The sequence below is a fragment of the Faecalicatena contorta genome (assembly GCF_003149105.1).
GTDB classification, from domain to species: domain Bacteria; phylum Bacillota; class Clostridia; order Lachnospirales; family Lachnospiraceae; genus Muricomes; species Muricomes contortus_C.
Genome location: NZ_QGDS01000019.1, coordinates 40,863 through 62,436, shown reverse-complemented (window position 1 = coordinate 62,436; position 21,574 = coordinate 40,863). Strand labels below are relative to the sequence as shown.

Genomic DNA, 21,574 nt, shown 5'->3' with positions numbered 1-21,574 from the left:
GGAGCATTTCCGAACGAGAACGCATTGCTAAAACTGCTGTATCTGCGAATAACAGAGCTATATAAGAAATGGGAAGGAGGTCATGTACATAGCTGGGCACTGGTGAGAAACCAGTTGGATGTAGATCCGAAAATCCAGCCAAGAATTCGAAAATATGAAAGAGTCTAAGAATCTAACAACCACCATCATATACGGATGGTCTGATTGTGGTACCCTAAAATGGGCCGCCCCCGTTGACGGGGAGAAAGCAAGGCTGAACTCATGAAAATACCGGTGCATGAACACCGGTATTATAAAAAATCAAAATTTACACATTTTACTTGACAAACCCGATAAGGAATAGGACAGGAGGCACTTAGGTGTCTCTTTTTTATATGTTTCCCATATTATGTAATAATGTTTTATAGTTTGAAAATAAGTAAGAGTAAGATATGCGGATTGTCTGATTTGAAATGGCTCTATTTAGGTTGAGCCAGCAGGGAATATATAAATAAACCCCGCCGACTTAGCTGCATTACTAATCATAGCTTTGACTAATTAATATACAGAATTATTAATATCTAATTATTTTTCACTTTAGATACAATATTGAAGATTGCCATTTATGCAACACATACATTTACAGCTTGTAAACCACGGTTTCCCTTTGCTGTATCAAATGTTACTGACTGACCATCCTCTAAGGACTTAAAACCGTCCATTGCAAGACCTGAAAAATGTACAAATACATCTTCTCCATTTGCCTCGTTAGTGATAAATCCAAATCCTTTTTGTGCGTTAAACCATTTTACGGTACCTTTATTCATGAAAGCTACCTCCTTCATTTTATTATATTTCATAAAATAAAAAAATCACATATCTTTTGTAAATCATCAATACAATAATGACTTACAAAAAATATGCGAAATCAAAACTTTATTTAAAATACTTTTATAGTATAATACTAAAACAAAAAGAAGTCAAGGGGAAATAGGATATATTGGATTTTACTTTTCTTTAGATTCTGTTTCAGTGCCATATTTAGATTCACGCCATGATCTGGTGCCGGATACTCATATTTAACCGTTTTGTCAGAGAGACATATACTGTTATAAAAGTGTATTGCAGGTGAATTATGATTACTGAAAATTACTCTGTTTCATTTTTTGGACTTGACCCCCGATATTATTCAATACCTATTGTTGGGAATATTTGGAATATGGCTTCAGAAAAAGTATATGAACAAACCGGTATTCGCATTTCAGGAGACATACAAGAAAGCTATGTTGTTGGTCAAGACGATGAAGAACTTAACAACACAAATGTTATTACAATTGATAGTACAAGAGTACCCCATGAAATAGCAACTTCAACGAATTATTGGAATGCATATGAAGAGGTACTTAAAGAGGTTAGGTATAGATTGGGAAATCCAAGGATGAGTTTAACGATAGCGGATATTGATATTACCCATTTTGAAAGGGTCTGACATGATTCGAGTGGTAAGGAGTAAGGACTGCCACTCAATCAAAAAATGTATAAGCTATATAAGAGTGTCCGACCGTCAAGTACCGGGAGAAAAGATAGATATGAACAGTGATTTTATAGTGCCAAAAGGCAGTGTGTGAAATTGGCGTACATAATGAAATTTGTGCATTCAAAACTGATTTTAAAAGTTGTGCGTAAAGACAGTGATGGGATGCTGGAACTGTTTAAACGTTCGGGAATCCCCCGCTTTAGCGCCTTCTTATTCATAAAATCTTATAACTTCTTAAGGATTTCTTTTGCTTCTTATATCAGCCTCCTTTAGAATTCTGCTTTATTCTGATAACAGAATTCTAAAGGAGGCTGTTTTTATGAATATACAGACACTAACCCAATATTTTCTTCAATATGGCTGCTTTTTCATATATCTGATTGTTCTGTTGGAATATATGAATCTGCCGGGATTCCCCGCAGGAATCATTATGCCCCTGGCGGGAATATGGGCTGCAAATGGTAAAATCAGTTTTCCTTTAGTAATGCTTTTATCTGTACTGGCAGGACTTACAGGAAGTTGGATTCTATACTTTCTTGGAAGGATGGGCGGTCCGAAAGCAATGGGATTTTATTTTAAGAAATTTCCAAAGCACCAGGCCGTCATAGAGGAAAAAATGGAAATGCTGCGGGAAAAAGGCAGTGTTGGAGTGTTTGTTAGCAAATTACTGCCTATGGTGCGTACTATCATATCTATTCCTGCCGGGATGGTGCGGATGAATTTTGTGAAATACACGGTAAGCTCTGTTCTGGGAATCTTTTTATGGAACCTGATATTTATAGGAGCAGGATATTATTTTGGAGACGAAGCAATAAAAATACTGGGATGAGGAGACTGAAGGAATGAAAATAGCGATGCTGACCAATAACTATAAACCATTTGTAGGGGGCGTGCCTATTTCGGTGGAAAGGCAGGCAAAAGAGCTGGTGAAGCTGGGGCACCAGGTGACAGTGTTTGCGCCTTTGTATGACCAGGAGGTGGATTACGGCCAGGAATTGGATACAGAACAAAAGAAGATTCAGGAGGGACTGGGACAGAAAACATGCCACGAGCGTATCATCCGGTACAAAACCAGTGTGCAGAAGATGGAAAATGGAATGGTTTATCCGAAAATGATAATCCCGGAAATACCAGAGGTTTTTGAAGAGGAGGACTTTGACTGTATTCATGTGCATCATCCGATGTTCGTGGGACCTGTGGCGCTTTATCTGGGCAGAAAATACGACTTGCCTGTTATCTATACCTACCATACCAAATATGAAGATTATCTTCATTATCTCAAACCGTTCCAGTGTATGGAAAGGGCCGGAGCAGTGCGGAAAGAGCTGTTCCGGATGAGCAGAGAAAAAGTGGTGCCGGGATATATGCGGTGGTTTACCAACCAATGTGATCTGATACTGGCACCTACTGCCAGTTTGCAGAGAATGATAAAAGAGAGCGGGATAAAGACGCCCACAGCTATATTTCCTACAGGACTGGAAGAGGCATTTTACATGCAGAATGAAAAAGAGGCTGAAAGGCTCAGGGCATCCTATCTGCAGGGGCGGAAGCATTTGTTCTGCACTATATCCCGGCTGGAAGAGGAAAAGAACCCCCAATTCATACTCCGGGGAATTGCCAGGCTGAAAGAGAAGATAGGAGATGTTTTCAAGGTTTTATTCATTGGAGAAGGAAGCATGAGATACGAGCTGGAGCAGATGGCTGAAAGGCTTGGGATTTTAGAAGAAACTGTTTTTGTGGGAAATGTGGAAAATGAAAAGGTAAAGGAATATCTGAGGGCCTGTGAATTATTTTTGTTTGCATCAAAGTCGGAGACTCAGGGAATTGTGCTGGCGGAAGCATTTGCCGCAGGCAATCCGGTTGTTGCCGTAAGGGCTACGGGAGTGGAAGATATCGTTGTCAATGGTGAAAACGGATATATGACAGGGGAAGATATAGAGGAGTGGACACAAAGAGTTATAGAAGCTTTGCAGGAAGAAAATCATGGAAGACTGAGAGAACAGGCGGAGCTGACTGCTGCCAGCTTCAGAGCTTCCAGGCTGGCCCTGTATGAAGAGAAGCTTTATGCACAGTGCATAAAGGAGAGGGCAGAAAGGAAAAGTGAATATGAAAGTGAGGCAAATCGGGCGGACCATCTTAGTGCATCTATTTACAGGATATTTAAAACTTCTTGAGAAAACCATTGTGATACAATGGACGGAAAACTCTATGTGCAGAGGAAATCAAGTTTTTGGTTTCTGGCATGAGGATAGTTTTTTTATGAACCTGGTGCTGGCGGAGCTTTCTAAACAGGCCAGCCCCATAGATGTGATTGTCACTGCCGATACAAGGGGTGATTATATACAAAATTTAGTAGAACGCTGTGGAGGCCATGCAATTCGGGTACAGGATGGGTTTGCAAGTTTTGGAGCGCTGAAAGCTGTTTTCCGCAATGCTTATGAAAGAACACGCTGTATCGCAGTGGCTCTGGACGGTCCCCTTGGGCCTAGACATGAGCCCAAAAAACTGGCATTCTTTTTAGCAGAGCAGGCACAGGATGATTTTGTGGGGATTACGATTTCCTATTCTTCTAAGCTGCGTTTAAACTGGAGATGGGATAAATATGTGATACCGCTGCCGTTTTCTAAAGTGATGGTGGCAGTGCATAATTATGGGGAAATTGATAAGAAGCAGATTCCTGTACTTCCTGTCAGTGCAAATATAACGGAATGTGATATACTGGTAGAAGAAATTTAAGCAGAACCGGTTAGGAGGAGTTATGGAAACAAATCATATATTAATTGTGGAAGATGACAAAGAAATCAGAGAAGGAGTCCAGATTTATCTGCAAAGCCAGGGGTATAAGGTGTTTCAGGCAGCAGACGGTGTGGAAGGACTGGAAGTTATGGAGAAAGAGGAGATTCATCTTGCCATTGTGGATATTATGATGCCCCGTATGGACGGAATCCGTATGACAATGAAGCTGAGGGAAACATATGATTTCCCGGTTATCATGCTTTCTGCAAAATCAGAGGAAGTGGATAAAGTTATGGGGCTCAACATTGGTGCGGATGATTATGTGACAAAGCCTTTTACGCCCATGGAGCTCATGGCAAGAGTAAATTCACAGATACGGCGTTACAGAAGGTTTCTGGAAAAATTAGAGCCAAAGGAAAATGTACATGTAATCGGCGGCCTGGAAATCAATGAAGATACGGTAGAGGTTTCTATAGATGGAAACGGGGTGAAAGTAACTCCCATTGAATATAAGATTCTTCTGCTCCTTGCGAAAAATCCAGGGCGCGTTTTTGGTGCGGAAGAAATCTATGAACGGGTATGGCAGGAGAAGGCGATTAATACTGATACAATTATGGTACATGTGAGGAATATCCGGGAGAAAATTGAAGTGGACCCGAAAAATCCAAAATATTTAAAGGTGGTGTGGGGAGTTGGATATAAAATTGAAAAACAGTCATAGACTGACGATTGTACTGATACTGACAATACTGCTTGTGTGCTCTGTAGGGATGGTGATGTCCTATCCGGTATTTTCCAGGGAACTGCAGGAGCGGCTGGAAGAGGATAGTATCAGTGAGGATATATTGACAGAAATATGTGAACACCTGGTTAAGGGCAATTATATCTTGTACAATGAAGCCACGGAAGTGCTTGACAGGGCATATATACTACAGGAATATGGCGGCGACCAGTTTGACTTGCTTCGCAAATATATGGACTATGAGGTGTTTGACTGGGCGGGGAATGCGCTTTTGAATAATAACAGCAAAACAACGCTGGCTGCTTTGGCAAAAAAGGAAGATACCGCCTATGCACTGCGGGTAGCATTTACATTCCAGGAATATGGGCAAATGTCTGATATACGGGTAAATGGAAGTCGGACCGATGAAAGAATCCAGTACAATATAGAACAGCGTTTATTGGTATGGCGGGATGCCGGCGAGTCATGGATGGGGATGTCCGGACCGGAAGAAGTACAGGTAATATATGGAATAACAGAAGAAAACCTGAATTCTTATATAGAAAATAATCAGGACATAGAAAATCTCTCTGTGTATAAAATGATGGGAAACGAGTTGTTTGTCAGGTTTATAACTGTATTTGTATTGATTCTTGCAGCGGCAGCCATTTTCCTTTCTGTGAAACAAAACACCTCTCTTGGAAACCATAGGATATTCAGTACCCCTTTTGAAATTGTGGTGTGTGTGCTGGTTGGTATGTTAGGAACTGAATATTTTGTGACAAAGGTAGTGTGGCTTACTATAAGTGAAGGCCTGACGGCCTATTTAACAGGCGGTGGCAGCGGCTCCAACGGATTCTTTTCTGCCTTTGTCAATGTGGTTATGTGGTTTGTAATATTTGGAATTGTATTCTGGGGATTTATATGCCTTAGTGCTATGTTTACAATGAAGAAAGCTTACTGGACACAAAGGACATTATGTGCCAGGTTCTTACGCTGGATGAAAAACGGCAGCAATGCATATGGAAAAAAAGTAAGAAAGGGAGCAGATGGAGTTTGGAACAAAACAAAAAACTTTTGCAGCAGGCAGTATGATATGTTGCTACATCTCGATTTTCAAGATAAAACAAACCGTACCATTTTTGAAATTGTAGCCTTTAATTTTGCAGTTCTGGTGCTTATATGCAGCATGTGGTTCTATGGAATCCTGGCACTGATTATCTATTCTGCAGTGTTGTTCCTGTTTTTGAAAAAGTATTTTAAAGACATACAGGCCCGGTATAAACTGCTGCTCCAGGCAACAAACCGGCTGGCGGAAGGGGATTTGGATACTCCTATAGAAGAAGACATGGGCATTTTCAACCCAATTCAGGAAGAACTGAAAAAGATTCAGGACGGCTTTAAAAAAGCGGTGGAAGAGGAAGTGAAAAGTGAGAGGATGAAGACGGAGTTGGTTACCAATGTTTCTCATGACTTAAAGACACCGCTGACTGCGATTATCACTTATACTGATTTGCTGAAAAATGAGACAGAGGAGGAAAAGAGAAAAGAATATATCCAGGTTCTGGAGCGGAAATCCCTGCGTTTAAAGGTATTAATAGAAGATTTGTTTGAAATCAGCAAGGCTGCAAGCAATAATGTAATTATGAATTTTATGTGGATTGATATTGTGGATTTGCTAAAACAGGTAGGTTTGGAGTATGATAGTAAGATAAAAGAAACAAATCTAGATTTCCGATGGACACTTCCGGAGCAGAAAATTGTATTATGGCTGGATAGCCAGAAGACCTACCGTATTTTTGAGAACCTGATTATAAACATTATAAAATATGCAATGCCGCATACAAGAGTATATGTGGAGATGAAAGAGCTGGATGACCAGGTATACATTTCCATGAAAAACATATCCGCAGCAGAATTAGACTTCGATACGGACGAGATAACCGACAGGTTCGTCCGGGGAGATGCATCACGAAATACGGAAGGCTCCGGTTTGGGGCTTGCAATTGCAAAAAGCTTCACAGAACTGCAGAATGGTTCCCTGAAAATATCCGCAGACGCAGACCTGTATAAAGTGGAGATTATATTTTTTAAATAGGGGTCAGACCCCTATGCAAGCCGTTTTCAGAATTGTTTTACAATTTAATCGGAAATCATCTGGATTTTGGGATGGGAGATACTGATGTATAAGGATTACAAACAAATCAAACTTTGGCAGGGACTATTAGTTCTGGGTTTAGCAGCAGTTATTATTTTTGTGGCGGCACCTGTCTTTCTGAGACCTTTGGGGATGTATGGTTCTCTGCTTGCAGAGTGGCTAATGCTGGTGGTTACCCTGGTGCTTGTACTGGCATTTGGGAGCCGCCCGGCAGAGCTTATTCCGCTGAAAAGGCCTACGGGCAGCGGAATTTTTGGCACTCTGTTGATGTGGGTGGGCGCTTTTTTAGTGGAGATAACTCTTATATTGATCTTGAGTATCTTTTTCCCGGAGGATATTTTGAGTGTTAATGCAGGGCTTAGCGAGAGTCTGGTCAGTGTTCCGTTTTTGGCAGCCTTTTTGATTATTGCGGTTACGCCTGCCATATGTGAGGAGGTTGTATTCCGCGGAGTGTTCCTGAAAAGCTTGAATCCGCAGAAGCATAAGTGGGCGGCAATATTGATATGCGGGGTTATATTTGGGATTTTTCACGGGGATGTGTTCCGGTTCGTCCCTACAGCCATTGGCGGAGTGGTGATGGCTTATATTTTGCTGGAAAGTGGAAATATGTTCTATAATTGCTTTTTCCACTTTATTAATAATCTTCTGCCGGTTATCCTGCTTTTCAGCATGAAGGATGTGTATAAGGATGTATATGAAAATATGCATAAAGGGATGGAAGTATGGAGTACGCCCGGATATCAGGAGACATTGGTGACAAGTGTGGGTATATATATGATAATGTGTGCTGCCGCCCCTGCGTGCCTGTATATTGGAAATTACCTTCTGCACAGTCATACTCCTGGCTATAGGGAGAAACTTTTCCCTAGCGGGAAACCAGGTACGGTGATTGCCCTGATTATAATTTCGGTCCTGCTGTTTTTAGTGGGAACCATTTTGACGGTTTACGGTTTAATCAGGGCAGTGATGCCGATGATATAAATTCTGAAGATATTGCGGGAATAGATGACTTGTAAAAAACTGGGGTATAGCATTTGACGGTGCTATACCCCGATCTTTTATTTAATATCGAGATAAATGGACTATTTTCTAGTCTTGATATTTTCATATAGCATCAACGTATCTGTTATTTGTGCGTGGTCTGGATGATCAATATCTTCTAGTGGTGCGCCCATGACAATACTTATATACTCATGATTTTCTACTAGACCAAGCGTTGCCCAGCATTGCCCTGCTTCATAGGTTGTACCTGATTTTCCGCCAATAATCTCAAAACCATTTTGTTCCTCTTTGTTAAGAAACTTAAGGACAGTTGATTTTAATAAAAGTCCATCAGGGTGATCGGGCGTTGATGTTGTTTGAAATGTCTCTTTTGTAATAATTGCTTTAAAGTGACCATTATCTAATGCATAATCTAAAAGTTTTGCCATATCATAAGCTGTTGTATATTGATTTTTGTTGTGAAGTCCTTCAGGATTAGTAAAGTGTGTGTCCTTTAGCCCTAGTTCAACAGCCTTGGCATTCATCATTTGAACAAAGCCTTCTACATTTCCAGCGACATGAATGGCTAAGGAGTTGGCTGCTTCACCACCCGAACTTAGAATCGTTCCATACAGAAGATCTCGATAAGTGACTTCTTCTCTACTATAAAATCCTGCCATTGAAGCGTTTTGATTAACCATATTTTGGTATGTCTCTGCATCTATTGGGGTAATTTCCGATAAGTCATCAATATTTTCTAAGGCGACAATCACCGTCATTATTTTCGTCAGTGAAGCAGGATATGTTTTAGAATGTGCATCTTTTTCATAGATGACATTCTCTGTTTCTCTATCAAGCAGATAAATGTGCGGACTGGTATATCCATCATTTCTTCTGGTATATCCATTATTATTTCTGGTATATTCATCATAACTTAAGGTAGAAAAATATTCATGGATTTCCCCACCTACTGTAAATAATACAAATATAATAACAATCACGATAATTAATTTTTTTTGTAAGTTTAAAAACTTTTTCATACTAGTATTCCTTTGCATACGTGTTTTTTTATTAGGTATTCCAACAATAACTGATTTACCAATAAGTGCTTTTTCAACTAAACCGTGTCATCAAATAAAAAGCATCTTTAACTGATACATTTATAGTACCAAAGTTAAAAATGCTCTTTTTCTCTTTTTATTAAAGGAAATACGAATTTTTTCACAATAATTTCTTACGTTTTTCTTACAATAATGCATTTTGTTGTTTCTCGTTTCATTAAGCATGTATATGCGGGTAAAAAATAGACACCTCAAAAATTTTGAAGTGTCTACTTATTCCCATTTAATTTTCAATGGAAGTATCTTATTTAAATAAATGTATTACAGATGAAAGATTGCTGTGCTTCTTTCCAGAATTCCCTGCATGTGTGCAATGGCAATTCCATAGTTGCTGATAGGAATTCCCTGATCCTCTGCACACTTTAAGCGGTATTGCATTTCACGCTCATTCAGTGTACAGCCTCCGCAATGAATGATTAGGTCATATTTTGATAAGTCTACAGGAAATTCTGTTCCGCTTGTAAACTCAAAATTCAATTGTTTCTTAGTATGGCTGTTAATCCAGTGAGGGAGTTTTACCGTTCCAATATCTTCGCACTGTCTGTGATGGGTGCAGCCCTCGGAAATTAAAACAGTATCCCCGTCAGCCAGTTTATCTAAAGCCTTTGCCCCTTTTACTGCGGTCTCCAGATTTCCCTTATATCTGGCAAATAAAATGGAAAAGGAGGTCAGCGGTATTTCAGGCGGAACTTCCGCGGATACTTTGGCAAACGCCTGACTGTCGGTTATGACCAAATCGGGTGTTTTTCCCAAATGCTCCAGTGTTTCTTTCAGTTCAGTTTCTCTTACAACAATTGCAGCCGCACCGGCTTCCAATACATCCCGTATGGTCTGCTGCTGGGGTAAAATCAACCGACCCTTGGGTGCTGCCGTATCAATAGGAACAACCAAAACAATAAAGTCTGACGGATGTATTAAATCCCCCACAATCCGACGGGTCCCGTCTTCTACAGGAGCCTGCCGTGCAATCAATTCTTTCAGCTCATGAATATGTTTTCCCGTAGTCGTACTGACTGCAATGATATTTTCAGCAGGAACCCCTGGGATATCTAAAGCTGCAGGTTCAGCAGATGCTTTAGCAGTTAAATCTAATTTATTATATACAATAACGTAAGGAATCTGTTTTTTCTGAATCCGCTCAAGAATCCCGAAATCTTCTTTTGTCATTCCCAGGGAGCCATCCACAATAAGAACAGCAATATCTGTTTTGTTCAGAACCTGATATGCCTTTTGGATTCTCAGAGCACCCAGTTCGCCTTCGTCATCCAGCCCTGGCGTGTCAATGATGACAACAGGACCCAGGGGAAGAAGTTCCATTGCTTTTAAAACGGGGTCGGTAGTGGTGCCCTTGATTTCGGAAACGATCGCCAGGTTTTGTCCGGTGATGGCGTTGATAATACTGGATTTACCCGCATTCCGTTTGCCGAATATACCAACGTGCACTCTGTCTGAAGATGGTGTGGCATTTAAACTCATATGTAACCTCCTTGTAATTGTTCAGTGATAATCTTTCGAAGAATTCTTAGAAACGGAAATCCCTGCGGTTGTTCTGCTCAATCAGACGCAGGTTTTCTGTTACAACAGCACGTGCTTTCTCGTTTGGTACGTTCAGCACCTCTTTTTCAATCAGCTTATCTCCAAGTGCCTTTGTTTCGGGAGATGCGTAATCCATCAAATATTCTTTCAGCGTCATCAGTGCATTTGGGTGGCAGCAGTTCTGAATCTGTCCGCTCTTACATAAAGCCATAAAACGGTCACCTGTACGCCCTTCCCGGTAGCAGGCGGTACAGAAACTTGGAATATAGTCCATTTTCATAAGCCACTGTACGATTTCATCCAAAGTTCTTGTGTCACTGACATCAAACTGCTCAGACTTGGCATCATCTGGCTCTGGTTCGTGATACCCTCCCACACTTGTGCGGGAACCGCCGCTGATTTGGGAAACTCCAAGGTGCAGTACCTTCTCCCGGCATTTCTTACTTTCTCTCGTGGAGATAATCATACCGGTGTAAGGCACGGCAATCCGTATACAGGCTACGATTTTGGAAAAGGTATCATCGTCAATTCCATTATCGAAAGAATCTGCATCAATATCATCGGCATGACGCAGGCGAGGGACACTGACCGTATGAGGCCCTACTCCAAAGGCAGCTTCCAAATGCTCCGCGTGCATCAGAAGACCTGCAAACTCATAGAGGTATTTATCCAGGCCAAAGAGTACACCTATGCCCACATCATCAATGCCGCCCTCCATAGCACGGTCCATTGCTTCTGTGTGATAGTTATAATCATGTTTGGGTCCGGTTGGGTGGAGTTGGAGGTAACTTTCCTTATGATAAGTTTCCTGGAATAAAATATAGGTGCCGATACCTGCTTCCTTCAGCAGACGGTAATCGTCAACGGTAGTTGCTGCAATATTAATATTTACACGGCGGATAGCACCATTCTTGTGTTTGATGCTGTAAATCGTTTTGATGGATTCCAGATAATAATCCATTGTATTGCGCACAGGATCTTCTCCGGCTTCCAGAGCGAGGCGCTTGTGGCCCATATCCTGAAGTGCAATCACTTCTCTGCGGATTTCCTCCTGAGTAAGCTGCTTCCTGGCAATATGTTTATTTTTGAGGTGATATGGACAGTATGTACATCCATTAACACAGTAATTGGACAGGTAAAGAGGTGCGAACATTACAATACGGTTGCCGTAAAAGTCCTTTTTGATTTGTTCCGCAAGGGCGTAGATTTCCTGATTCTTCTCTTCAATCTGACAGGCAAGCAAAACGGAAGCTTCCCTGTGGGAAAGGCCCTTCCTTTTCTTGGCCTTCTCTATAAGAGAATCAATCAGGGATACATTATTCTTGTTCTCGTCTGCATAGGCGAGGGTTGCTAAAATTTCGTCGTGATTAATAAAATCATCGGCATGTTTTGAGTTTACATCATACATTTACATTTCCTCCATTCAATGAGTCGCCGCGGGATACGACTACCTCATAACCAATGCGGTTCATTCGGTTTTCCATGCACATGCGGCATTCTGCAGCTTCATCACCAGTACAGATTTTGTTATCGTAGAGCAGGTAATCCTTTCTTACCTCTGTTGGAGATAAATTCGGCATCACTACATTTGCTCCAGCTAAAATACCCTTTTCCCTGCCCCTTGGGTCAATGGTGCCGAGAGCTGTCGTTGCAGGGAGCAGGACTTTTGGCAGCATCAGGCGGATAAGCCCCAGCATGAAAAGAGTCAGCTCCAAAGTACCTGCGGGATTCTCAGCAAAAGGGGTTTCATGATGGGGAATGAAAGGCCCTATTCCCACCATCTGGGGATTCAGCTCCTTTAAAAAGAGCATATCATCTGCCAGGTTCTCCGGTGTCTGGAAGGGGGAACCCACCATGAAGCCTGTGCCTACCTGATAACCGATATCTTTCAGGTCCCAAAGACATTGCTGGCGGTGGGCCGCTGACAGGGATTCCGGATGAAGCATACTGTAGTGCCCGGAATCATAAGTTTCATGACGGAGCAGGTAACGCTCGGCACCAGCGTCAAAAAGAAGCTGGTAACTTTCCCGGGAACGTTCTCCCAGTGATAAAGTAATGGCACAGTCAGGGAAACGGCTTCGGATGCTTTGTACGATATCCGCCATGATTTCATCAGTATAGTGTCCATCCTCCCCGCCCTGCAAGACGAAAGTACGGAAGCCAAGTTCATGCCCTTTTTCACAGCAGTCCAGTATTTCCTTTTTAGAAAGACGGTAGCGGTGTGCTTCCTTGTTGCTCCTGCGGATACCGCAGTAGAAGCAGTCATTCTTACAATAATTTGTAAATTCAATCAGACCGCGCATATAAATATCATGCTCGTAAAATTTGTGCCGGACTTCCCGCGCTCTTTCAAACAAATACTCCGCTGTCTCCGGCGTGCGGCCACGGATGAGAGCCGACCATTCTTCCCTGGAAAGGAAGCCGGTCTGTTCCAGTTTATCCACAAGATTTTTCATAAAATTCACCTCATAAAATTCTGCGTTTACTTTGTTTTAGCATATATGGTTTTTGTACTGATCCCGGGCAGCATCCCTAATTTCCCGGAAAGTGCACTGATGATGTCATTGGGCGCATCCATCGCAATACTAATGATGGAAATATTTTTCTCCCGGTACGGAATTCCCATCCTGCCGACGATATACCCGCCATATTGGCTGAGCAGATGATTTAATTCATCTACAGAATCCGTATTGCTGAGAATGATTCCAACCAGGGCAATCCTTGTGTCCATAAAACCTCCTTCTCCGAACGTTATTGAATTGTATTAAGAAAAGAGTTCCGCTTGCGAAACTCGCGCCTGGGTTGACCGCACATAGCGGCATCTTCCTTATACAACCCAGTGCGCATTCCTCAGGGAGGATTTTGAGCTTTATAGGGCATACGTCTTATAAAGTAAAAAAACCTGCACCAATGGCGCAGGTTATAAACAGGGCAGATATCTCCCCCAACGAAATACAAGTACATCTCGCTATTTACATCTCTGTCGCCTTTTTACTCAGGTGCATCCCTTTGTAATCAGAACGGATTTAAAACAATTATATCACAGAGAATAATTCTTGACAATAAAAGGTGAAAAGCGTTTCTGTTTTTGTGCACATTGTGCATGTTTTGTAAGAAAAATATGTTATAATATTCACAAAAATAATAGAATATACCATATAAAGGAATTTAAAGAAAGGGGTGACAGGGTATGCGTCGGGTTTTGCAGGCGGAGTTAATAGAGGCTGTAAATCGGCATAAGGGGGATGGGCTGCTGGACATGCAGGAGATTACTCTGAAAAATATGAACTTGACCGGCGCCAATCTGACCAGGGTGGATTTTTCCGGAGTGACCTTTGAGAATGTATGTCTTGAGGGTGTGGATCTTTCCGGCTGTAAACTAAAAAATGCATGGTTTCAGGACAGCTCTCTTCATGGTGCAATATTGCGGGATGCGGATATGGAGAGCTGCATGCTTAGAAAAGCTGACATGAGAGAATGTGATATCCGGGGAGCGAATTTATATTGTGCGGTGTTGGAGAAAGCGAAGCTGGAGGGAATTATTTCAGATGAGAAAACACAGTATTTCCGGCTGCATTGTCCTGAAAAAGGTGCATTTTTAGGATATAAAAAATGCTGCTTTGACAGGATTGCAGAGCTGCTGATACCTGGTGATGCAAAACGGTCCTCAGCCACATTGAATACTTGCAGATGCAGCAGAGCAAAAGTACTTATAATAAAAAGCGTTGACTGTTCAACGTATTATGAAGAGGCGTGGTCTCTGGTAGATGAAGAATTTGTTTACCACAGAGGAGAATGGGTGGAAGTTCCTGATTTTGATGAGGACAGATGGAATGATTCGACTACAGGGATTCATTTTTGGATGACAAGGGAAGAGGCTATCGGATACTAAAAACAGGGATAATACACCTATAAATTTGATTTTATTTTGCTGCGGAAAATATTGATAAATTATTGACAAAGCGAAGGAACTGTGATACATTTAGACTATAGTCGAAACGTTAGTCTAAAAGACGAAAAAAACAACAAAAATAAGGAGAACAAGTGAGGTGAGACATTATGAGTCTGATAACTGATATCCAGAAGTATTCTATCCATGATGGAGACGGAATACGAACGACAGTCTTCTTTAAAGGATGCCATTTGAAATGTACATGGTGCCACAATCCCGAGACACAGAGCTATACAAAGGAACTGCTTTTTGATGAAGAAAAGTGTATCGGATGCGGTAACTGCGTTCCGGTCTGTCCCACTGGAGCCATCACCCTGAAGGATGGCAAGGCTGTTACAGACAGAACAAAATGCACAGCTTGCGGAGATTGCGTAGATGCATGTTATTTGAATCTGCGTGAGATAGCCGGCAAAGAATACTCAGTAGACGAATTGGTCAAACTGCTCAGAAAAGATGAGATGTTTTATGAGGAGTCCGGAGGAGGCGTTACGCTGTCCGGCGGTGAAGTGATGACAGTAGATATAGACTATCTGGAAGCACTCGTAAAGAAACTCCATCGCCTGGGTATACCTGTCACAATAGACACATGCGGACAGGCGCCATATGAGAACTATGAGAGGATTCTGCCGTATGTAGATACTTTTCTGTATGATATCAAACAGATGGATACTGAGATACATAAACAGTACATGGGAACTGGTAACGAACTGATTTTATCTAACCTGGAAAAGCTGAACCAGACGGGAACAAAACTGTATATCAGAATCCCCGTGGTGAAGGAAGTAAATGGAAATGATGAGGCGATGAAGGCAATGATTGACTACCTTCAGGAGAAGAAGATTAATGCCAATAAAGTAAATTTACTGCCATACCATAATACAGGCTCGGGCAAGTATTTAAAAATAGGAAAATGTTATGAAGGCGATGATTTACATGCACCAAGTAATGAAGAAATGAAACATTTTGTAGAACTGTTCCAAGAAGCAGGATTCCATAATGTAAAAATAGGAGGTTAAGGACATGGAAGGAAGAGGAATGAACGATCGTATTAAAGCACTTAGAAAACAGAGTGTAGACACACCTGCACACATTGATTTGGGTCGTGCGATCAGCGAAACTGAAACTTACAAGAAGTATGAGGGTGTGTTATCAATACCCGAATTACGCGGTCAGGTACTGAAAGATTATTTTTCAACAAAACCATTGTATATTGGTGATGGTGAATTGATTGTAGGCGAAAAAGGAGAGTCTCCTCAGGCATCTCCCACATTTCCTGAGCTTTGCTGCCATACACTGGAAGATATGCATGTTATGAATGACAGAGAGCTGATTTGCTTTAAAGTAAAAGATGAGGACTATAAAGTACAGGAAGAGGTTATGATTCCGTACTGGGAGAAACGTTCCATCAGAAGCAAAATTTTAAATCATATGACTCCGGAGTGGAAAGAAGCTTATGCAGCAGGTATTTTTACTGAATTCATGGAGCAGAGAGGGCCGGGACACACCGTTGGTTCTGCAAAGATTTATGAGAAAGGTTTCCTGGATTACAAAGAAGATATCCAGAAATCACTTGACAGTCTGGATTTCATGAACGATCCGGAAGCACTGGATAAGAAAAATGAGCTGGAAGGTATGAAGCTTGCCTGCGATGCAATTATGATTCTGGGCGAAAGATATGCAGCTTATGCGAGAGAATTAGCTGAAAAAGAGACTGATGCACAGAGAAAAGCAGAATTACTTCAGATTGCTGCTAACTGTGATGTGGTTCCGGCACACAAACCACAGACTTACTGGCAGGCAATCCAGATGTACTGGTTTGTTCATTTGGGTGTAACAACAGAGCTGAATCCTTGGGATGCATACAGCCCGGGACGTTTGGATCAGCATTTGAATCCATTCTATGAAAAAGATGTAGATGCGGGAACTTTAGATGATGAGAAGGCTCTGGAGCTTTTGGAATGCCTTTGGGTAAAATTCAACAACCAGCCGGCTCCTCCTAAAGTAGGAATCACGCTGAAAGAAAGCAGCACTTATACAGACTTTGCTAACCTGAACACAGGTGGTATTACTCCGAATGGAGAAAATGGTGTAAACAACGTAAGCTATCTTATTCTGGACTGTATGGATGAGATGCAGCTTCTTCAGCCAAGCTCCAACGTGCAGATTAGTAGAAAGACACCCCAGAAATTCCTGAAACGTGCCTGCGAGATTTCCAGAAGAGGATGGGGACAGCCGGCATTCTATAATACAGAAGCTATTGTTCAGGAGCTGCTCAATGCAGGAAAGAGTCTTGCAGATGCAAGATGCGGCGGAACAAGCGGCTGCGTAGAGACAGGAGCATTTGGAAATGAAGCTTATATTTTGACAGGATACTTCAATATTCCAAAAATCCTCGAACTGACTCTGAATAATGGGTATGATAAAGTGGCAGACAAACAGCTTGGATTACAGCTTGGTTACGCTACAGATTTCAAGAGCTATGAGGAACTGTATGATGCATTTAAAAAGCAGATAGAGTACTTTATAAACATCAAGATCCAGGGAAGTAATGTAATTGAGAAGATTTATGCAGAGAATATGCCGGCTCCATTCCTTTCCATTATTACAAATGATTGTATTTCCAGAGGTAAGGATTATAACGGCGGTGGAGCAAGATACAATACAAAATATCTGCAGGGCGTAGGTATTGGAACCATCACAGATAGTCTGTCAGCTATTAAATACAATGTATTTGATAAGAAGACATTTACGATGGAAGAATTGATGAAGGCAATGGAAGACAACTTTGAAGGCCATGAGAGAATCCTGAATCTGGTAACGAATAAGACACCGAAGTTTGGTAATGATGATGAATACGCAGATGATATTATGAAGGATGTATTTGAATATTACAGAAGCCAGGTGACAGGAAGGCCAAATATGCTGGGCGGAACTTATAGAATCAACATGCTGCCTACTACATGCCATGTATACTTTGGTGAAGTTATGATGGCAAGTCCAAACGGACGTCTGGCACACAAACCAGTATCAGAAGGTATTTCTCCTGAGAAGGGTGCAGATGTGAATGGACCTACAGCAGTTGTGAAGTCTTGTGCAAAAATGGATCACCTGCAGACGGGTGGTACTCTGCTGAACCAGAAATTTACACCGGCAGTTGTAGCAGGCGAAGAAGGACTGGATCATATGGCAAACCTGGTGCGCACATATTTCAATATGGACGGACATCATATCCAATTCAACGTTATTGATAGAGAAACTCTGATCAAAGCTCAGCAGAATCCTCAGGAATACAGAGATTTGATTGTACGTGTAGCTGGATATAGTGACCATTTCAGAAATCTGAGCAAGGCTCTGCAGGATGAGATTATCGGAAGAACAGAGCAAAACTTTAACTAGATAGAAAATTTACTACAAATTAAAAAAGTCTCCATACTCAGTGCAGTATGGGGACTTTTTTATATGATAAGAAACGAAGTTTCTTATCATATAAAAAACCTTCGAGAGATGCGCACTGCGGCGTAAGTGGTAGATGTCGCTATGCGACCAACCCAGGCGCAAGAGTTTGTTTTGCAAACTCTTTATTGTAAGAAGCATAACAGTGGCTGGCTTACCCCAGTGCAGTCTCCTTTCCGGTTGTGAAGTGGTCGCTTTTCAAGATTGCATAGGCAGTTTCGTAATTATTTTCACGCATATGCAGGACCATTTTCTTTAGGTTTTCATTTGTTTCCTGGATATCCATTCCATTTTTTACGGAACATTGACCCATGCGGATAAGCTCTGACATGTTATTTTCATAAATACGGTTGATACGTTCATTATCGAAAATACTAATGATTTCCAGGTGCATATTTGTGTCGGCAAGCTCCCACTGGTAAATATCACTTGCTGCCGCACACATGCGGACGACCTTTTCTTCAATCCGGTAAGAATACTCTTCCCAGCGGCCGGAAGTGAAAATCAATTGAAAAGCGCTGCTCTCTAAAAGCTCACGGAGCTGATAGATTTCCCGGATATCTTTATCGGTGAGTTCCTTCACTGTCATGGATTTATAATAGTCGGTAACAATTAAACCTTCCGCCTGCAGCATTTTAATTGCAGCACGGACAGGGCTGCGGCTCATATTCAGGTCAGCAGTCAGTTTTGCCTCTGTCAATTGTGTGCCCGGCGGATAAGTCAGGTTCAGGATATTGGTGCGGATGGCTTCATAGGCCCGGTCCGCCAAAGAAATATGTTTTTCTGTCATAATAGTACCTCTATTGTATACAAAGTTATTTACTGTATACGAATTATATAGGAAAAGATGTAAGAATGCAACCCGGAGAGACAGAATGGGTTATTGATTTTCCTGTATAACGGTAATAAAATTAAAAAATAAAGAAAGCATGGATGACATTGAAATTAGGAAAGAGGTGGAAAAAATGGCAGAGGTGAGAAAGCATATTGTATTTCATGGGAGAGTTCAGGGTGTTGGTTTCCGCTATACGGCAAGGTATCTTGCCCAGTCCCTGAAACTGACCGGATGGGTAAAAAACGAATGGGACGGTACTGTGAGTATGGAGGTTCAGGGCAGGGAGCCTATGATCGATAAACTTTTGGGAGGACTAAATCAGGGGCGGTTTATAACAATAGAGTGGATGGATACAGAGGAGATACCTCTGAAGGAGGAGAATGGCTTCTCAGTCAGGTAGTAAATCAAACAGGGTTTTATGAAATTATAATTGACAAGAATTACACAAAGTGTTATATTGTATTCAACGAGCAATATTGTATACAAAAAATAATAATGTATACAAGGTGGAAATTGATAAAATGAGATATCAAAAGAAGGAGACTCGAAATGGAATTTGAAAACGTAAAATTAGTGAAAGCAGCCAACGTATATTTTGATGGAAAAGTAACAAGCAGAACATTCTATATGCCGGATGGCGAAAGAAAGACACTTGGTTTTATGCTTGCAGGAGACTATGAATTCAGTACTGCGGGAGCGGAGCTTATGGAGGTCCTGGGAGGTACCATGGAAGTGAAATTACCGGACAGCGATGTTTTTGTTTCTTACAGCGAGGGAAGTGCATTTTCAGTACCTGCACAGTCCAGTTTTCAGGTAAAAGTAGAGGGATATGCAGACTACTGCTGTTCTTATAAATAAAGAGCGGCAAAAAGCATACGATTCTTTTAGAGCTGATAAATAAAAATAAAACAAGGAGGAGTATTATGAAATTAGGATTTATCGGGACAGGCAATATGGCAGGTGCTATCATGGGCGGAATTATCAAGGAAGGTGTCTTCAAGGCGGAAGAGATGATTGGATCTGATATTTTTGCACCAGGAAGAGAAAAAGCAAAAGCTGACTACGGCATTCATGTAACTGCGGATAACAGGGAAGTGGTAGAAAAGTCGGAGATCATTATACTTTCTATTAAGCCCCAGTTTTATGCGGATACCATTGCCGGAATTAAAGACTTGGTAACAGATGATAAGATAATTATTACTATCGCACCAGGAAAGACTCTGGCATGGCTGGAAGAGCAGTTTGGTAAAAAGGTTAAAATTATCCGTACAATGCCAAATACCCCTGCTATGGTTGGAGAAGGAATGACAGCAGCATGCCCGAACACATATGTAACGGAAGAAGAGCTGAAATATGCGGTTAGTATTTTAAGTGCATTCGGTCAGGTGGAGGTTGTATCAGAAAAGCTGATGGATGTTGTCGTATCAGTAAGCGGAAGTGCTCCGGCCTATGTATTTCTCTTTATTGAAGCAATGGCTGATGCAGCAGTTGCAGACGGTATGCCGAGACCACAGGCTTATAAATTTGCAGCGCAGACAGTATATGGAAGTGCTAAAATGGTAATGGAGACCGGAAAACATCCAGGCGAATTAAAAGACATGGTATGTTCACCGGCAGGAACTACAATAGAGGCAGTACGTGTGCTGGAAAGAAATGGATTCAGAAGTGCTGTGATAGAAGCAATGAAGGCATGTACTGAAATATCCAAGAGTTTGTAATTTCAGAATACTTATTTAAACATTAAAAGGGGTCAGACTCTATCGGAGTTTGCCCCTTTTTGAGTGAAAAAGAAGAGCAAGGGGGACAGTCCCTTTTCAAAAGGGACTGTCCCCCTTGCAGCGTTTCCCTTGCGTTGTTTCCTTTGAAGAACTCTTTGCATGTCTTTCATTTTGTGTTAAAATGAAGTTGGGGAAATTTGATTAGAGAAGGAATAAATAATATATGAAAGAACCAATGGAAAAGAAAAGTGTAAAAGCCAGAATTGTGTCTGCGGCATGGCAGATGTTTTATGATAAAGGATATGATCAGACTACGGTGGATGACATTATTGAACTGTCAGGTACGTCAAAAGGGTCGTTTTATTATTATTTCAGTACAAAGGATGAACTGCTGAGCACGCTGTCCACTGTATTGGATGATTATTATGAAACCTTATCTGCAGAAATGGATCAGGAAATGAATAATTATGACAAGCTCCTGTATCTGAATTACGAAATCCATACTATGATGGAGGAGAGAATCAACATTGACTTGCTGTCCTCACTGTATTCTACTCAGTTGACTGCGAAGGGACAAAGACATCTTCTTGACCAGAACAGGGTGTATTACCGTCTGATTGCAGGAATTGTGGAAGCAGGACAAAAGAAGGGTGAGATACGCTCTGACAAATCAATAGGCGAGATTACAAAATATTATTCTTTATGTGAGAGGGCTTTGGTTTCTGACTGGTGCCTTAGTAAAGGCGATTATTCACTGGGTGAATACAGTAAGGAATATATGCCCATTATGATGGGATATTTTAAGTTATAAGTATACCTATCCTTAGGAAGGCTAGTGTGATGACTG

General features: G+C 41.4%; 21 protein-coding genes and 1 pseudogene. 15 read left to right on the top strand and 7 right to left on the bottom strand.

Annotated features, from left to right (window positions below; translation table 11 throughout):
- A pseudogene (locus A8805_RS23185) lies at positions 1–168 on the top strand (IS256 family transposase); the annotation flags it as partial.
- A gap of 434 nt (positions 169–602) precedes the next feature.
- Here the strand turns inward: A8805_RS23185 and A8805_RS19680 are convergent.
- Positions 603–806: a cold-shock protein gene (locus A8805_RS19680; RefSeq protein ID WP_109714362.1), complete on the bottom strand. Its 204-nt coding sequence runs from the start codon at positions 804–806 to the stop codon at positions 603–605.
- Positions 807–1,114: 308 nt separating this feature from the next.
- Here A8805_RS19680 and A8805_RS19675 point away from each other — a divergent pair, with 308 nt between their 5' ends.
- The 7 genes from A8805_RS19675 to A8805_RS19645 all read left to right on the top strand — a co-directional run bounded on the left by A8805_RS19675 (position 1,115) and on the right by A8805_RS19645 (position 8,112).
- The gene (locus A8805_RS19675) at positions 1,115–1,468 is read left to right on the top strand and encodes a hypothetical protein (protein WP_109714360.1); all 354 of its coding nucleotides are present in this window, start codon (positions 1,115–1,117) and stop codon (positions 1,466–1,468) included.
- A 367-nt stretch (positions 1,469–1,835) separates the two neighbouring features.
- Positions 1,836–2,345, top strand: a complete 510-nt coding sequence (locus A8805_RS19670; RefSeq protein WP_109714358.1) for a DedA family protein — start codon at positions 1,836–1,838, stop codon at positions 2,343–2,345.
- Between the two features lie 13 nt (positions 2,346–2,358).
- Positions 2,359–3,690 (top strand): glycosyltransferase, encoded by a 1,332-nt coding sequence (locus A8805_RS19665; protein WP_109714356.1) that lies wholly within the window; start codon positions 2,359–2,361, stop codon positions 3,688–3,690.
- Complete coding sequence (locus tag A8805_RS19660; RefSeq protein ID WP_181392924.1) at positions 3,623–4,252, top strand: hypothetical protein; 630 nt, start codon at positions 3,623–3,625, stop codon at positions 4,250–4,252. The genes A8805_RS19665 and A8805_RS19660 overlap by 68 nt, the downstream gene beginning before the upstream one ends.
- Positions 4,253–4,274: 22 nt before the next feature.
- Positions 4,275–4,973: a response regulator transcription factor gene (locus tag A8805_RS19655; protein ID WP_109714354.1), complete on the top strand. Its 699-nt coding sequence runs from the start codon at positions 4,275–4,277 to the stop codon at positions 4,971–4,973.
- Positions 4,945–7,071, top strand: coding sequence for a sensor histidine kinase (locus A8805_RS19650; RefSeq protein ID WP_109714352.1), 2,127 nt, complete (start codon positions 4,945–4,947; stop codon positions 7,069–7,071). Before A8805_RS19655 ends, A8805_RS19650 begins: the two co-directional genes overlap by 29 nt.
- Before the next feature lie 84 nt (positions 7,072–7,155).
- Positions 7,156–8,112, top strand: coding sequence for a type II CAAX endopeptidase family protein (locus A8805_RS19645; protein ID WP_109714350.1), 957 nt, complete (start codon positions 7,156–7,158; stop codon positions 8,110–8,112).
- Positions 8,113–8,213: 101 nt separating this feature from the next.
- Here A8805_RS19645 and A8805_RS19640 read toward each other — a convergent pair whose 3' ends face one another.
- The 5 genes from A8805_RS19640 to A8805_RS19620 all read right to left on the bottom strand — a co-directional run bounded on the left by A8805_RS19640 (position 8,214) and on the right by A8805_RS19620 (position 13,500).
- A complete protein-coding gene (locus A8805_RS19640; RefSeq protein WP_109714348.1) occupies positions 8,214–9,152 on the bottom strand; it encodes a D-alanyl-D-alanine carboxypeptidase family protein in 939 nt (312 codons plus the stop codon).
- Between the two features lie 342 nt (positions 9,153–9,494).
- Positions 9,495–10,709: a [FeFe] hydrogenase H-cluster maturation GTPase HydF gene (hydF, locus tag A8805_RS19635; RefSeq protein ID WP_109714345.1), complete on the bottom strand. Its 1,215-nt coding sequence runs from the start codon at positions 10,707–10,709 to the stop codon at positions 9,495–9,497.
- Positions 10,710–10,755: 46 nt separating this feature from the next.
- Positions 10,756–12,177, bottom strand: a complete 1,422-nt coding sequence (gene hydG, locus A8805_RS19630) for a [FeFe] hydrogenase H-cluster radical SAM maturase HydG (RefSeq protein WP_109714343.1) — start codon at positions 12,175–12,177, stop codon at positions 10,756–10,758.
- Positions 12,170–13,225, bottom strand: coding sequence for a [FeFe] hydrogenase H-cluster radical SAM maturase HydE (gene hydE, locus A8805_RS19625; protein ID WP_109714341.1), 1,056 nt, complete (start codon positions 13,223–13,225; stop codon positions 12,170–12,172). The genes hydG and hydE overlap by 8 nt, the downstream gene beginning before the upstream one ends.
- Positions 13,226–13,251: 26 nt before the next feature.
- Positions 13,252–13,500, bottom strand: coding sequence for a TM1266 family iron-only hydrogenase system putative regulator (locus tag A8805_RS19620; protein ID WP_109714339.1), 249 nt, complete (start codon positions 13,498–13,500; stop codon positions 13,252–13,254).
- A 459-nt stretch (positions 13,501–13,959) separates the two neighbouring features.
- Between A8805_RS19620 and A8805_RS19615 the strand changes: the two genes are divergently transcribed.
- The 3 genes from A8805_RS19615 to hypD all read left to right on the top strand — a co-directional run bounded on the left by A8805_RS19615 (position 13,960) and on the right by hypD (position 18,117).
- Positions 13,960–14,661 carry a pentapeptide repeat-containing protein gene (locus tag A8805_RS19615; RefSeq protein WP_109714337.1) on the top strand — a complete coding sequence of 234 codons (702 nt, stop codon included), beginning with the start codon at positions 13,960–13,962 and terminating at the stop codon, positions 14,659–14,661.
- Positions 14,662–14,828: 167 nt separating this feature from the next.
- Positions 14,829–15,737, top strand: coding sequence for a trans-4-hydroxy-L-proline dehydratase activase (locus tag A8805_RS19610; RefSeq protein WP_109714335.1), 909 nt, complete (start codon positions 14,829–14,831; stop codon positions 15,735–15,737).
- 4 nt (positions 15,738–15,741) lie between these two features.
- Positions 15,742–18,117 (top strand): trans-4-hydroxy-L-proline dehydratase, encoded by a 2,376-nt coding sequence (gene hypD, locus A8805_RS19605; RefSeq protein ID WP_109714333.1) that lies wholly within the window; start codon positions 15,742–15,744, stop codon positions 18,115–18,117.
- A gap of 211 nt (positions 18,118–18,328) precedes the next feature.
- Here hypD and A8805_RS19600 read toward each other — a convergent pair whose 3' ends face one another.
- Positions 18,329–18,964, bottom strand: a complete 636-nt coding sequence (locus A8805_RS19600) for a GntR family transcriptional regulator (RefSeq protein ID WP_109714331.1) — start codon at positions 18,962–18,964, stop codon at positions 18,329–18,331.
- Positions 18,965–19,139: 175 nt separating this feature from the next.
- Here A8805_RS19600 and A8805_RS19595 point away from each other — a divergent pair, with 175 nt between their 5' ends.
- From A8805_RS19595 to A8805_RS19580, 4 genes are all read left to right on the top strand, one after another.
- Positions 19,140–19,409: an acylphosphatase gene (locus A8805_RS19595; protein WP_109714329.1), complete on the top strand. Its 270-nt coding sequence runs from the start codon at positions 19,140–19,142 to the stop codon at positions 19,407–19,409.
- Between the two features lie 149 nt (positions 19,410–19,558).
- Complete coding sequence (locus A8805_RS19590) at positions 19,559–19,867, top strand: pyrimidine/purine nucleoside phosphorylase (RefSeq protein ID WP_109714327.1); 309 nt, start codon at positions 19,559–19,561, stop codon at positions 19,865–19,867.
- Positions 19,868–19,932: 65 nt separating this feature from the next.
- Positions 19,933–20,727: a pyrroline-5-carboxylate reductase gene (gene proC, locus A8805_RS19585; RefSeq protein WP_109714325.1), complete on the top strand. Its 795-nt coding sequence runs from the start codon at positions 19,933–19,935 to the stop codon at positions 20,725–20,727.
- A 223-nt stretch (positions 20,728–20,950) separates the two neighbouring features.
- The gene (locus tag A8805_RS19580; RefSeq protein ID WP_109714323.1) at positions 20,951–21,538 is read left to right on the top strand and encodes a TetR/AcrR family transcriptional regulator; all 588 of its coding nucleotides are present in this window, start codon (positions 20,951–20,953) and stop codon (positions 21,536–21,538) included.
- Positions 21,539–21,574: the final 36 nt, after the last annotated feature.